Genomic DNA, 12,765 nt, shown 5'->3' with positions numbered 1-12,765 from the left:
CACAGAATCAGGGGCGCTCATCGACCTCTTCTTCAACCACCGGCGGAATCAGGTCATCGACGGTCAGATCGAGCCACACCAGCACCACGTTAGCGATATAGACCGACGAGTAAGTACCCGCCGCCACGCCAATAAACAGCGCCACCGAGAAGGCGAACAGGTTGTCACCCGCAAACAGCAGCAATGCGGCAATCGCCATCAGCGTCGAAATGGACGTCGCCAGCGTACGCAGCAGGGTCTGCGTAGTGGAGATGTTGATGTTCTCGATCAACGTCGCCTTGCGCAGCACACGGAAGTTCTCACGCACCCGGTCGAAGACCACGATGGTGTCGTTCAGCGAGTAGCCGATGATCGCCAGCAATGCCGCCAACACAGTCAGATCGAAGGTAATCTGGAAGAACGACAGAACACCGAGCGTGACAATCACGTCGTGGATCAGCGAGACAATTGCCCCCGCACCGAACTTCCACTGGAAGCGGAAGGCCAGGTAGAGCATCACCCCGCCAAGCGCCAGCAGCAGACCAAGGCCACCCTGATCGCGCAGCTCCTCACCCACCTGCGGGCCGACGAACTCGACCTTTTTCACCTCAAGCTGCTCACCAGCCTGACGCAGCGCTGTGGCGACTTTATTGCCCAAGTCAGGGTCATTGCCCTGCATGCGCACCACCACATCGGTGGTAGCACCAAAGCTCTGCACCACGGCGTCGGCATAACCGGCACCGGCCAGCTGCGCCCGGATATTACCGAGGTCCGCCGGCTGCTCGTAGCTCAGCTCGATTTGCGTACCACCGGTAAAGTCCAACCCCAGGTTCAGACCTTTGGTAAACAGACTTGCCAGCGACAGCAGCGTCAGCACCACGGTGAGGGCGAACGCAATATTGCGAACCCCCATGAAGTTGATCGTACGATTCATCACAGCCCCTTAAATCCACAACTTCTTAAAGTCACGCCCACCGCATGTCAGGTTGACCATGCAACGCGTCACCAGAATCGCGGTAAACATCGACGTGATGATGCCCAGCGACAGCGTCACGGCAAACCCTTTGACCGGCCCAGTACCCATGGCGAACAGGATGCCGCCGACCAACAGGGTGGTCAGGTTGGCATCGACAATTGCCGAGTACGCCCGATCAAAGCCTTCATGGATAGCGCGCTGAATCGACATGCCATTGGCGATCTCTTCGCGAATACGCGAGAAGATCAGCACGTTGGCATCCACCGCCATACCCATTGTCAGCACGATACCGGCAATGCCTGGCAGGGTCAGAGTGGCACTGAGCAGCGACATCAGCGCCAGCAGCAGCACCATGTTCAAGCCAAGCGCAATGGTCGCCAACACACCAAAGGCGCGGTAGATGGCAATGATAAATAGCGAAACAAACAACATTGCCCACAGCGACGCATTGACACCCTTGGTAATGTTGTCAGCACCCAGGCTCGGGCCAATGGTGCGCTCTTCCGCAAAGTACATCGGCGCCGCCAGACCACCGGCACGCAGCAACAGGGCCAGTTCGGACGACTCACCCTGACCATCCAGGCCAGTGATGCGGAACTGGCTACCCAACGGCGACTGAATGGTGGCTAGGCTGATGATTTTCTTCTCTTCGACGAAGGTCTGCAGCTCGACCTCCTTCTCGACGCCATCAACCACCTGGCGTACGTAGCGGGTTACCGGCTTCTGCTCGATAAAGATCACTGCCATGCTGCGCCCGACATTGTTGCGGGTGGCGCGGTTCATCAGGTCACCACCGCGGCCATCCAGACGGATGTTCACCTGCGGGCTGCCGTTCTCATCGAAGCTGGCCTGGGCATCGGTGACCTGATCACCGGTGATGATCAGATCCCGCTCCAGCTGGGCTGGCGGACGACCCTCCTGACGGAACTCGAAACTTTCAGTCGCAGCCTTGGCAGCGTCCGGCTCGGCAGCCAGTCGGAATTCCAGGTTGGCAGTCTTGCCGAGAATACGCTTGGCCTCGGCAGTGTCCTGCACGCCCGGCAGTTCAACCACGATGCGGTTGGCGCCCTGGCGCTGCACCAGCGGCTCGGCCACTCCCAGTTCATTGACCCGGTTACGCACAGTGGTCAGGTTCTGCTTGATCGAGTATTCGCGAATCTCGACCAGCTTGGCCTGGCTCAGGCTTAGGCGCAGCACCTGCAGCTCACTGCGCTGCACGGTAGTCATATCGAAATCATTGAAGTCTTTGCGAATCAGCTGTTGGGCTTTTTCCAACGCGGCTTCATCGACAAAGCCCAGCTGGATAGCACCATTGAGCTCAGGCAGGCTGCGATAACGCACGCGCTCTTTACGCAGCAGGCTCTTGACCTCGCCTTCGTAAACCTTACGGCGCGCATCCAGAGCTTTATCCATGTCCACTTCCATCAGGAAGTGCACACCACCGGACAAGTCCAGACCAAGCTTCATCGGGCTACCGCCCAGGTTGCGCAGCCAGTCTGGCGTGGTTTGCGCCAGGTTAAGGGCTACTACGAACTCATCGCTCAAGGCCTTGCGTACCAGCTCTTTGGCTGGCAGCTGGTCTTCAGCGCTGTTCAAACGCAGCAAACCGGCACGGCCCTGATTGGCCAGACTGACGGCTTTTACGCTAATACCAGCGGCTTCCAGGGCGCGGCTTGCGCGGTCCAGATCAGCCTGCTCAACGCGCATGGCGGAGCTGTTGCCACTGATCTGGATCGCCGGATCATCCGGGTACAGATTGGGCGCGGAATAAAGGAAACCGATTGCCAGCACAGCCAGAATCAGCAGGTACTTCCAGAGGGGAAATTTGTTGAGCATGACGCCGCCCGTTATGACGCGGGGCGCATTAAGCGCCCCGTCGAATGGTAAAGGTGTGTTGCTTAGATCGCTTTCAGCGTGCCCTTAGGCAGCGAGGCGGCAATCGCCACTTTCTGAATCTTCAGCTCAACGGTGTCGGACACTTCGATCACCACGAAGTCATCGGAAACTTTAGTCACCTTGCCAGCGATACCGCCGCTGGTTACCACTTCATCACCTTTCTGCAGGCCACCGATCAGACCCTTGTGCTCTTTTGCACGTTTGGCCTGTGGTCGCCAGATCATCAGATAGAAGATGACCAGAAAGCCGACCAGAAATACCCATTCAAAGCCACTACCAGCAGGACCGGCAGCCGGTGCGGCGCCTTCAGCGAAAGCAGCGGGGATAAAAAAGCTCATGTAACACTCCTGTTGCAAGGGTCTTTAAAAGGTTGGGAATCAATCCAGAGGCGGCGTTGGCAGCCCGCGCTTGGCATAGAAGGCATCGACAAAGGCGGCCAATGTACCCTGTTGAATAGCCTCGCGCAAACCAGCCATAAGCACCTGATAATGCCGTAAGTTGTGGATTGTATTGAGCATGCTACCGAGCATTTCGCCGCATTTATCCAGATGGTGCAGATAGGCGCGGGAGAAATGTTTACAGGTGTAACAATCGCAGGTCGGGTCCAGCGGCGAATTATCCTGTTTGTGGAAGGCATTGCGGATTTTCAGCACGCCAGTATCGACAAACAGGTGACCGTTGCGCGCGTTACGGGTCGGCATCACGCAATCGAACATATCCACGCCACGGCGCACGCCCTCAACCAGATCCTCCGGCTTACCGACGCCCATCAGGTAACGCGGCTTGTCGGCCGGCAGTTGCGCAGGCAGGTAATCCAGAACCTTGATCATCTCGTCTTTCGGCTCGCCGACTGACAGACCGCCAATGGCATAACCGTCAAAACCGATCTGTTCCAGGCCATCCAGCGACACCTTGCGCAATTCCTCATGCATGCCGCCCTGAACGATGCCAAACAGCGCCGCCGTGCTTTCGCCGTGGGCCTCTTTAGAGCGCTTGGCCCAGCGCAGCGACAACTCCATCGAGCGCTTGGCCACATCGAACTCGGCCGGGTACGGCGTGCATTCGTCGAAAATCATCACAATGTCAGAGCCCAGATCGCGCTGTACCTGCATCGACTCTTCCGGCCCCATAAACACCTTGGCGCCATCGACCGGCGAGGCGAAGTACACGCCCTCCTCCTTGATCTTGCGCATGGCGCCGAGGCTGAACACCTGGAAGCCGCCGGAGTCGGTGAGGATCGGCCCTTGCCACTGCATAAAATCATGCAGGTCGCCGTGCTTCTTGATCACTTCAGTGCCGGGACGCAGCCACAGGTGGAAGGTATTGCCGAGGATGATCTGCGCGCCAATCGCCTCGATATCACGCGGCAGCATGCCCTTGACCGTGCCATAGGTGCCCACCGGCATAAACGCCGGAGTTTCCACCACGCCACGAGGGAAAGTCAGCCGGCCACGGCGCGCCTTGCCCTCGGTCGCCAACAATTCGAAAGACATGCGGCAGGTGCGCGTCATAGCTGTTCCTCTGGCCCGCGCGGTGCGGGGTTGCGGGTGATAAACATGGCATCACCGTAACTGAAAAAACGATATTCACCGGAAATCGCCGCCTGGTAGGCCGCCATGGTTTCCGGGTAACCGGCAAACGCCGACACCAGCATCAGCAAGGTCGACTCCGGCAAATGGAAGTTGGTCACCAGTGCATCGACCACATGTAGCGGCCGGCCTGGGTAGATAAAGATATCGGTGTCACCGCTGAAGGCCTTGAGCACGCCATCACGTGCAGCGCTTTCCAGCGAACGCACACTGGTGGTGCCAACCGCAATCACCCGACCGCCACGCGCACGGCAGGCCGCCACAGCATCGACCACATCCTGACCGACCTCCAGCCACTCGCTGTGCATATGGTGATCTTCGATGCGCTCAACGCGAACCGGCTGAAAGGTGCCAGCACCGACATGCAAGGTGACGAATGCGCGCTCAACGCCCTTCTCGGCAATCGCCGCGAGCAACTGCTGGTCAAAATGCAGCCCCGCAGTGGGCGCTGCGACAGCACCGGCACGATCCGCGTAGACAGTCTGGTAACGCTCACGATCAGCCTGCTCATCCGGCCGATCGATATATGGCGGCAACGGCATATGCCCGACCCGCTCCAGCAGCGGTAGCACTTCTTCGCCAAAGCGCAGCTCGAACAAGGCATCGTGACGGGCAACCATCTCGGCCTCGCCACCACCGTCGATCAGGATGGTCGATCCCGGCTTCGGCGACTTGCTCGAACGCACATGGGCCAGCACGCGATGACTGTCTAGAACCCGTTCAACCAGAATCTCCAGCTTACCGCCCGAAGCCTTCTGGCCGAACAACCGCGCCGGAATCACACGAGTGTTGTTAAACACCATCAGATCGCCAGGACGCAGGTAATCCAGCAGATCACTGAATTGTTTATGCGCCAGCGCACCCGTCGGCCCGTCGAGCACCAGCAAACGGCTGGCACGGCGTTCGGCAAGGGGATGGCGGGCAATCAGAGCGTCTGGCAGCTCGAAATTGAAGTCGGCAACACGCATGGTAGGAAGGAGGTCGTCTAGCAGGGCGGCAAAGCTTACCGGAAATCGTGCATTCTGACCACGCAAGTGCATTGACCAACCCCAATACCATCCCTATACTGCGCCGCCATTGTGCCCCGGTGGCGGAACCGGTAGACGCGGCGGATTCAAAATCCGTTTTCGAAAGAAGTGGGAGTTCGAGTCTCCCCCGGGGCACCACAAACTCGAAGAAAGGCCTTGAGACTCAAGGCCTTTCTTTATGCCTGGAGTAATCTTGGCGTAACTCCTTTAAAGACCGCATAGCCGCGACTGCGAATCGCAGTCACAACAAAAGGCCCGGCACCGTGGATAGCTTCCACAGCATCGGATCTTATTTATCTGGCACCTATCAAACCTAAACCGCTCTTACCGTCCACAGCTGATCCCACCTGGTGGTATAGCTCGGGCTCATCATCTCGCGTTTCATTCCCCAGCCCGGCGCTACCGGCACTCTGCCCGGACGCAACGTGCCGCGCCCCCACTTAGCGTTGATCTCATCGAGCACACCCATCACCTGTTCAGCCGCCATGGGCTGCACTTGGGCAAACATATCGTCAGTGAACTCGCCGCGCTGGTGAAGATCGAGCAGCAGAATCTCGGCCTTGGCGTAAGCGAAGCCCTCCCTGAACAGATGATCAAGCCCAGCCAAGGCGGCGCGGATGACCAGGCGGGTGTCGTCGGTCGGGTACGGCAGTTCGCAGTTGATGCCCTTGGCGTACTTAACCTCATCCGGGTTGAACATGCCGGTACGGATACTGACGCGCACCTGCTTAGCCAGAGACTGCTGCGCCCGCAGCTTTTCACAGGCCCTGGCCGCATAGATGGCCACCGCCTCACGGATTGGCTCTATATGGCGCAACCGTTTACCAAAGGCACGACTGCAGCAGATTTCCTGCTTTGGTGGCGCAGCCTCCTCCAAGGTCAGGCACGGCGTTCCGCACAACTCACGGGCAGTCTTTTCAATCACCACACTGAACTGTTTGCGCAGAATCCAGGGGGCGGCCTGCGATAAATCCCAGGCAGTTTTGATTTTCATACCCTGTAGGTGCGCCGCCATGCGCCGACCAATGCCCCAGACTTCCTCGACCGGCACCACCTTAAGCAGTTTGTCGCGCCGCTCAGGGTCACGGATATCCACCACGCCACCTGTCTGCCGCTGCCACTTCTTCGCAGCGTGGTTCGCCAGCTTGGCTAGCGTCTTGGTGCTTGCAATACCCACCCCAGTGGGTATGCCGGTGCACTGCAACACCTGAGCACGGATTTCTCGGCCGATTGCTTCCATTGAGCCTGGAATGCCTGCCAGGTCGGCAAAGGCCTCATCGATGCTGTACACCTCCAGCACAGGCACCAGACTTTCAATCACGGTCATCACGCGCTCGCTGATGTCGCCATACAACGCGTAATTGCTGGAGAACGGCACAATCCCCCTACGGCGCACATCATTCTTGATCTCAAACCAGGGCGCCCCCATTTTTACGAAAGGCTTGGCATCTGCCGAGCGGGCGATCACACAGCCGTCGTTGTTGCTAAGCACAACAATGGGCGTGCGCCGCAGATCCGGCCTAAATACTCGCTCACAGCTGGCGTAGAAGCTGTTGCAGTCGATCAACGCAATAGTTGGCTCAAGCATGATGGCGGTGCCGCCGCAGGCTGTCTGTCACCACCCCCCAGATCAGTAACTCATCGCCTTCCATAACAAAGCGCGGCGAGTACTTGGGGTTCTCGGAGCACAGCACGTACTGCTGGCCCTGCCGCGAGAGACGCTTGACGAAGGTTTCCCCATTCAGCTCAGCCACCACAATATCGCCATGCTGAACCGGCAGGGCCTTACTGACGATGAGAATGTCATCCTCAAAGATACCCACGCCGGTCATGCTGTCACCGATCACTCGTACCAAGTAGGTGTGCGGCGCGTCGATATCCAACAGCTCATCCAGGGAAAGCTTCTGCTCGAGATGATCCTGCGCCGGGCTTGGGAAGCCAGCAGGAATGCGGAAGGAAAAAAAGGGCAGATCGATAGCCGAGCTGCCCAAGGGGGCAAAGAATACTGCGGTGGCCATTGACGGACACTCCTTCAAATACTGTTTTTTTATACAGTTATCTTATAGGCGTGTGAAGCACCGGCTATCCGCTAAACCACCTCATAAGCCAATCTGCTGCACTGGTGCAAAGCTCGCACTATCATGCATCTATGGGGCGCGTAAAACACCTGCAGTCCAGTAACTGCATGCCCTGCAGGGGCTTGGCATTTGCCTGGGAGTTGACGTAAAGTCTGCCCCACTGTGTTTGCATGGGTCGCCGAAAATCGTGACCTGGTGCAGTAGATCATCTAGATCCGCTACATCCCGCTCGACCGTCGCACACCGCCTTGCAACCAGTATCCAGCCCCTCATGTCGAGTAGCGGCTGTCATCAACTCTAGGTTCAAGGAAATACACCATGTCGAATCGTCAGAGCGGTACCGTCAAGTGGTTTAACGATGAAAAAGGTTTTGGTTTTATCACTCCTGAAAGCGGTCCGGATCTGTTCGTGCACTTCCGCGCGATCCAAAGCAACGGCTTCAAGAGCTTGAAAGAAGGCCAGAAAGTCAGCTTTATTGCGGTGCAGGGCCAGAAAGGCATGCAGGCTGACGAAGTACAAATTCAGGAATAATCCTGCTGCGCTGAAGAACCCCTGGTGGCAACATCAGGGGTTTTTTATGCCCTGCCATCCATCGCGCGCCCTTCGGGCCGTCGCTCTGCGACGTTAAAAATGACTCCCGGGCATTTTTTATGGCCGGGCATTCCCACGAATGCCGTATTGTTGCCGCCATTCCGCCAGCCGATTGAGTAAAGAGCCGACCATGCCGAAACACCTGCTGCGCCCGCAGGGTGAATTCCCCAGCGCCGGACTGATTCGCCGCTTCGCTGCAATGTTTTATGACTTTCTGCTGTGCATCGCACTGCTGATCGTCGTGACCTTCATCTACAAGCTGATCCTCATGGGCTTCTACGGTGAGGCGCAGCTCAAGCAAATGTCCGACGCCGGCGCACTGGATGGCGACCCTCTGCTTTCAACCCTGCTGTTTCTCAGCCTGTTTGGCTTCTTCGCCAAGTTCTGGACGCACAACGGCCAGACCCTGGGCATGCAGGTCTGGGGCCTGCGCATCCAGAATGCCGACGGCACGGCGATCAGCCTGTGGCAGGCGCTACTGCGCTTCCTGGTCGCCATCGGTTCCTGGCTGCTGCTGGGCCTGGGCTTTCTCTGGGTGCTCTGGGACAAAGAAAAACGCAGCTGGCATGACATCTATTCGGACAGCCAGGTGATTCAGCTGCCGAAGAACATCCATAAGAAGTAAATCGAGAGCAACAAAAATGGCCAGAAGCCATTTTTAACGCCCCACCCCGGCAACCTCAAAAGTACCCACTACAAATGGCAGACCATAAAAAGCCGGCGTGCGCAGTAATGCGCACGCCGGCTTTTTTTACGCTCGGTTAACCCGCGCGACGCAGCAACACAACACCTGCAAGCGCGCAGACGCCCGCGGGAACCAACACAGCCAGCAGCGGCGAGAAGCCAAACACCAGACTCGACGGGCCGAGCAGGTCCTGGCTGATCTTGAACACAAAACCCACCAGCACCCCGGTAAAGACCCGCTGCCCAAGGGTCACGGAGCGTAGCGGACCGAAGATAAAGGAGATCGCCATCAGCACCAGCGCCGCCGTTATCAATGGCTGTAGAACCTTGGTCCAGAACGACAACCAATACTGGCTGTTATTCAGGCCCTGCTCAGCCAGGTAGTGGATGTAACGCCACAAACCAGTCATCGATAGCGCATCAGGAGCCATGACCACAGTCCCAAGCAACTGCGGCGTCAACTCAACATCCCAGCGCTCATTATCGAGCGTTACGACCTCACTGCTGCGCTCAAGAAAATGCGTGGTGGCCACGTCTTCGAGCTGCCAGTGGTCATTCTGATAGTGCGCACGACGGGCAAAACTGGACGACTGCATGCGCCGCTGATCATCAAAGCGATAGCGGGTCACACCGAGCAGCACGCCATTGGGCTGTACCGCGTTGATATGCACATACTCCTGACCTTGGCGGTGCCACAAGCCATGTCTGGAACTCTGCGCCTCACCACCACCCTGCGCCATAGCTCGACTGGCCTGCGCCTGGTTTTCACTATAAGGCGCGAGATACTCACCAATCAGCACACCAACCAGCATCAGCACCAACATCGGCTTCATGACCGCCCAGACGATGCGCCCAACCGAAACGCCCGCGGCACGCATGATGGTCAGCTCGCTGTTGCTGGCCAATGAGCCCAGACCAATCAAGCAACCGATCAGAGCTGCCATCGGCAACATGTCGTAAATCCGCCGCGGCGTCGTCAGTGCGACATACCAGAGTGCATCCGACAGGTTGTAGCTACCTTCGACATCACCTAATTCGTCAATAAAGGCAAACAGCAGCGCCAAGCCGACAATAATGCCAAGCACACCCAGAATGGCGACGAATACCTGCGTACCGATATATCGATCCAACTTAACCACGAGGCACCTCCTGCGCCACACGACGGGACGTCCAGCTCAAGCGCAGCTGCTCCCAATAGAGCAGTAACAACCCAATCAATGCGAACAAACCGTGAACCCACCACAGCCCCAGTGCCGCAGGCAGTTTCTCTTTATCTAACGCACCGCGCGCCGCTATGAGCACTGCCAGGTATGCCATGTACAACAGAATGGCCGGCAATAATTTTAGGAAGCGCCCCTGCCGCGGGTTAACCCGGGACAACGGCACCGCCAGCAGCGTCACCACAAATACCAGCAAGGGCATGGACAAACGCCATTGCAATTCAGACTGCAAGCTCGGCTTGTCGCTACCGATCAACTCGCGCGTCGGTATCGCCTCACGCTCTGTCACCTCAGTCGCCACTTCCGGCTTAGGCAGCAGCACGCCATAAGTATCGTATTTAATTGCACGGTAATCGGCCTGCCCCGGATTACCGTCGTAGCGGTAACCGTTTTCAAGAATCAGGTAGCGACTGCCATCTGCCTGAATTTCTTGGCGGCCCGATTCGGCGACCAGCACCGAGATACCACGCTCTTTATCACCCTTGCTCGACAGCTGCTTCTCGGAGATAAACACCCCGGACAGAGCCCCCCGATCCTCGGAAAGCTCCTCGGTGTAAGTTACCCGCGAACCATTTCTCATCGACTGGAAACGCCCAGGCACCAGAGTATCCAGCTCGGTCATGGCGCTCTGTTGATTGAGTATCCGCGTCACATGCTCAACGCCCTGCGGGGCCAGGCCCAGGCTGAGCCAGCCGGCCAGCAACGCCACCAGTGTTGCTGGCGCCAGGCTATAGGCAAACAAGCGCTGCTGACTCATGCCGGTGGCCGAGAGCACGGTCATTTCACTGTCCAGGTACATCCGCCCATAGGCCAGGAGGATGCCGAGAAACAGCCCCAACGGCAGAATCAGCTGCAAAAACCCGGGAATACGGTACGCCATGATCATCAGCAGTACCCCAGGGTCCAGCGCACCCTGCGCAGCCTGGGCCAGATAACGAATAAAGCGACCACTCATAATGATGACCAGCAACACCGCGCTCACGGCACTCAGGGTCAGCAACACTTCACGGGACAGATAACGGAAGACGATCAAACCAGACACTCCAGGGTTGTCAGGCTCAGCTGGCTAAGCTCAAACTAGCCACACTGCTTGCCGGCTCGCTCAACTGGCGAACCTCGAAATTTAAGCCGGCATTATCCTGCAATAGCGACTCGTTGTCTTGGGGACACCACGTAATGGAATTTATTGTTAAAAGCGCTCGCCCAGAAACACTAAAAACCGCCACCTTGGTTATCCCTGTCGGCGAAGGCTGCAAACTTGGTGAAAGTGCCAAAACTCTCGACACTGTCAGCGGCGGCGCAATTAGCGCTCTGCTCAAGCGCGGCGACCTAGCTGGCAAGGTTGGCCAGACCCTGCTGGTACACAGCCTGCCTAACCTGAAAGCCGAGCGCCTGCTGCTGGTCGGTACCGGCAAGGACAGCGAACTGTCTGACCGCCAACTACGTAAACTGATCACCAGTGTTTATAGCAGCCTGAAAAACCTCGGTGGCAGCGACGCGGCACTGGCGCTTGACGAAGTACAGGTAAAAGGCCGTGACACCTATGGCAAAACCCGCCTGATGGTGGAAAGCCTTGCTGATGCGGGCTACTGCTTTGACCGTTTCAAGAGCCAGAAGGCCGATGCCGGCGTACTGAAGAAGCTTACCCTGCTCACCGAGAAAGCCAACCTGGCCGATGCCGAGCGCGCCAGCACCCACGCCCAGGCAATTGCCACCGGCATGGCCTTCACCAAGGACCTCGGTAACCTGCCGCCCAATCTCTGCCACCCAAGCTATCTGGCGGAAGAAGCCAAAGCACTGGGCAAGGCCTACAAAAACCTCAAAGTTGAGATTCTCGACGAGAAGAAGCTTAAAGAGCTCGGCGCCGGTGCCTTCCTCGCCGTGGCCCAGGGCAGCGACCAGCCGCCCCGCATGATCGTGCTCAACTACCAGGGCGGCAAAAAGACTGAGAAGCCCTACGCCCTGGTCGGCAAAGGCATCACCTTTGACACCGGCGGCATCAGCATCAAGCCGGCCGCCGGCATGGATGAGATGAAATACGACATGTGCGGCGCCGCCAGCGTATTCGGCACCCTCAAGGCCGTGCTTGAGCTGCAACTACCGATCAACCTGGTATGCCTGCTGGCCTGTGCTGAAAACATGCCAAGCGGCGGCGCCACGCGCCCTGGCGACATCGTCACGACCATGAGCGGGCAGACCGTGGAAATCCTCAATACCGACGCCGAAGGCCGCCTGGTGCTGTGCGATACCCTGACGTATGCGGAGCGCTTCAAGCCGCAGGCGGTGATCGATATCGCCACCCTCACCGGCGCCTGCATCGTTGCCCTGGGCAGCAATGTCTCCGGCCTGATGGGCAATAATGACGAATTGGTGCAGCAGATCCTCAGTGCCGGCCTGACCGCCGACGACCGCGCCTGGCAGCTGCCGCTGTATGACGAGTACCAGGAACAGCTCGATAGCCCGTTCGCTGACATCGCCAATATCGGCGGGCCGAAAGCCGGGACCATCACCGCTGGCTGCTTCCTCTCGCGCTTTGCCAAGAAATACCACTGGGCGCATTTGGATATCGCCGGTACAGCTTGGATCAGTGGCGGCAAGGACAAAGGCGCAACTGGCCGGCCGGTGCCGATGCTGACGCAGTACCTGCTGGATCGCAGCAACGCCTAAGCTTCTGGCGTATTACAGGAGCGGTCTTGACCGCGATTGACTGGTAAGCTGCGCGCC

12 protein-coding genes and 1 tRNA gene are annotated in these 12,765 nt (G+C 58.1%); 4 read left to right on the top strand and 9 right to left on the bottom strand.

Features of this window, described 5'->3' with window-relative positions; translation table 11 throughout:
• Positions 1-7 precede the first annotated feature (7 nt).
• The 5 genes from secF to queA form a co-directional block, all read right to left on the bottom strand.
• Positions 8-913 carry a protein translocase subunit SecF gene (gene secF / locus ACIGEK_RS08965; protein ID WP_397492940.1) on the bottom strand — a complete coding sequence of 302 codons (906 nt, stop codon included), beginning with the start codon at positions 911-913 and terminating at the stop codon, positions 8-10.
• 9 nt (positions 914-922) lie between these two features.
• A complete protein-coding gene (gene secD / locus ACIGEK_RS08960) occupies positions 923-2,791 on the bottom strand; it encodes a protein translocase subunit SecD (RefSeq protein WP_397492939.1) in 1,869 nt (622 codons plus the stop codon).
• Positions 2,792-2,853: 62 nt separating this feature from the next.
• On the bottom strand, positions 2,854-3,189 hold the full coding sequence (gene yajC / locus ACIGEK_RS08955; RefSeq protein WP_304864676.1) for a preprotein translocase subunit YajC: 336 nt from the start codon (positions 3,187-3,189) through the stop codon (positions 2,854-2,856).
• A 39-nt stretch (positions 3,190-3,228) separates the two neighbouring features.
• Entirely contained in the window at positions 3,229-4,344 is a 1,116-nt protein-coding gene (gene tgt, locus ACIGEK_RS08950) for a tRNA guanosine(34) transglycosylase Tgt (RefSeq protein ID WP_339523821.1), read from the bottom strand.
• Between the two features lie 14 nt (positions 4,345-4,358).
• Positions 4,359-5,408 (bottom strand): tRNA preQ1(34) S-adenosylmethionine ribosyltransferase-isomerase QueA, encoded by a 1,050-nt coding sequence (queA, locus tag ACIGEK_RS08945; protein WP_397492938.1) that lies wholly within the window; start codon positions 5,406-5,408, stop codon positions 4,359-4,361.
• A 113-nt stretch (positions 5,409-5,521) separates the two neighbouring features.
• Between queA and ACIGEK_RS08940 the strand changes: the two genes are divergently transcribed.
• Positions 5,522-5,606, top strand: a tRNA-Leu gene (locus tag ACIGEK_RS08940).
• A gap of 175 nt (positions 5,607-5,781) precedes the next feature.
• Here ACIGEK_RS08940 and umuC read toward each other — a convergent pair.
• Complete coding sequence (gene umuC, locus ACIGEK_RS08935) at positions 5,782-7,056, bottom strand: translesion error-prone DNA polymerase V subunit UmuC (protein WP_397492937.1); 1,275 nt, start codon at positions 7,054-7,056, stop codon at positions 5,782-5,784.
• A complete protein-coding gene (locus tag ACIGEK_RS08930) occupies positions 7,049-7,486 on the bottom strand; it encodes a LexA family protein (RefSeq protein ID WP_397492936.1) in 438 nt (145 codons plus the stop codon). The genes umuC and ACIGEK_RS08930 overlap by 8 nt, the downstream gene beginning before the upstream one ends.
• Positions 7,487-7,864: 378 nt before the next feature.
• Between ACIGEK_RS08930 and ACIGEK_RS08925 the strand changes: the two genes are divergently transcribed.
• Complete coding sequence (locus tag ACIGEK_RS08925) at positions 7,865-8,077, top strand: cold-shock protein (protein ID WP_304864699.1); 213 nt, start codon at positions 7,865-7,867, stop codon at positions 8,075-8,077.
• A gap of 190 nt (positions 8,078-8,267) precedes the next feature.
• Complete coding sequence (locus ACIGEK_RS08920) at positions 8,268-8,762, top strand: RDD family protein (RefSeq protein WP_397492935.1); 495 nt, start codon at positions 8,268-8,270, stop codon at positions 8,760-8,762.
• Between the two features lie 136 nt (positions 8,763-8,898).
• Here ACIGEK_RS08920 and lptG read toward each other — a convergent pair whose 3' ends face one another.
• A complete protein-coding gene (gene lptG, locus ACIGEK_RS08915) occupies positions 8,899-9,960 on the bottom strand; it encodes an LPS export ABC transporter permease LptG (RefSeq protein ID WP_397492934.1) in 1,062 nt (353 codons plus the stop codon).
• Entirely contained in the window at positions 9,953-11,074 is a 1,122-nt protein-coding gene (gene lptF, locus ACIGEK_RS08910) for an LPS export ABC transporter permease LptF (protein ID WP_397492933.1), read from the bottom strand. Before lptF ends, lptG begins: the two co-directional genes overlap by 8 nt.
• Before the next feature lie 143 nt (positions 11,075-11,217).
• On the opposite strand from lptF, the gene ACIGEK_RS08905 reads away from it, so the two are divergent.
• A complete protein-coding gene (locus ACIGEK_RS08905) occupies positions 11,218-12,708 on the top strand; it encodes a leucyl aminopeptidase (RefSeq protein WP_397492932.1) in 1,491 nt (496 codons plus the stop codon).
• Positions 12,709-12,765: the final 57 nt, after the last annotated feature.

Origin of the sequence: Pseudomonas sp. NPDC079086 (assembly GCF_044542155.1) — a bacterium.
Lineage (GTDB): Bacteria > Pseudomonadota > Gammaproteobacteria > Pseudomonadales > Pseudomonadaceae > Aquipseudomonas.
The sequence above is the reverse complement of the archived record's forward strand: the minus strand, read 5'-3'. Positions and strand labels throughout refer to the sequence as shown.

Excerpts from the sequence above, each read along its gene's own strand:
- secF (WP_397492940.1), bottom strand. The coding sequence starts at position 913 with ATGAATCGTACGATCAACTTCATGGGGGTTCGCAATATTGCGTTCGCC.
- queA (WP_397492938.1), bottom strand. The coding sequence starts at position 5,408 with ATGCGTGTTGCCGACTTCAATTTCGAGCTGCCAGACGCTCTGATTGCC.
- ACIGEK_RS08920 (WP_397492935.1), top strand. The coding sequence starts at position 8,268 with ATGCCGAAACACCTGCTGCGCCCGCAGGGTGAATTCCCCAGCGCCGGA.
- ACIGEK_RS08925 (WP_304864699.1), top strand. The coding sequence starts at position 7,865 with ATGTCGAATCGTCAGAGCGGTACCGTCAAGTGGTTTAACGATGAAAAA.
- tgt (WP_339523821.1), bottom strand. The coding sequence starts at position 4,344 with ATGTCTTTCGAATTGTTGGCGACCGAGGGCAAGGCGCGCCGTGGCCGG.
- ACIGEK_RS08905 (WP_397492932.1), top strand. The coding sequence starts at position 11,218 with ATGGAATTTATTGTTAAAAGCGCTCGCCCAGAAACACTAAAAACCGCC.
- ACIGEK_RS08930 (WP_397492936.1), bottom strand. The coding sequence starts at position 7,486 with ATGGCCACCGCAGTATTCTTTGCCCCCTTGGGCAGCTCGGCTATCGAT.
- umuC (WP_397492937.1), bottom strand. The coding sequence starts at position 7,056 with ATGCTTGAGCCAACTATTGCGTTGATCGACTGCAACAGCTTCTACGCC.
- secD (WP_397492939.1), bottom strand. The coding sequence starts at position 2,791 with ATGCTCAACAAATTTCCCCTCTGGAAGTACCTGCTGATTCTGGCTGTG.
- yajC (WP_304864676.1), bottom strand. The coding sequence starts at position 3,189 with ATGAGCTTTTTTATCCCCGCTGCTTTCGCTGAAGGCGCCGCACCGGCT.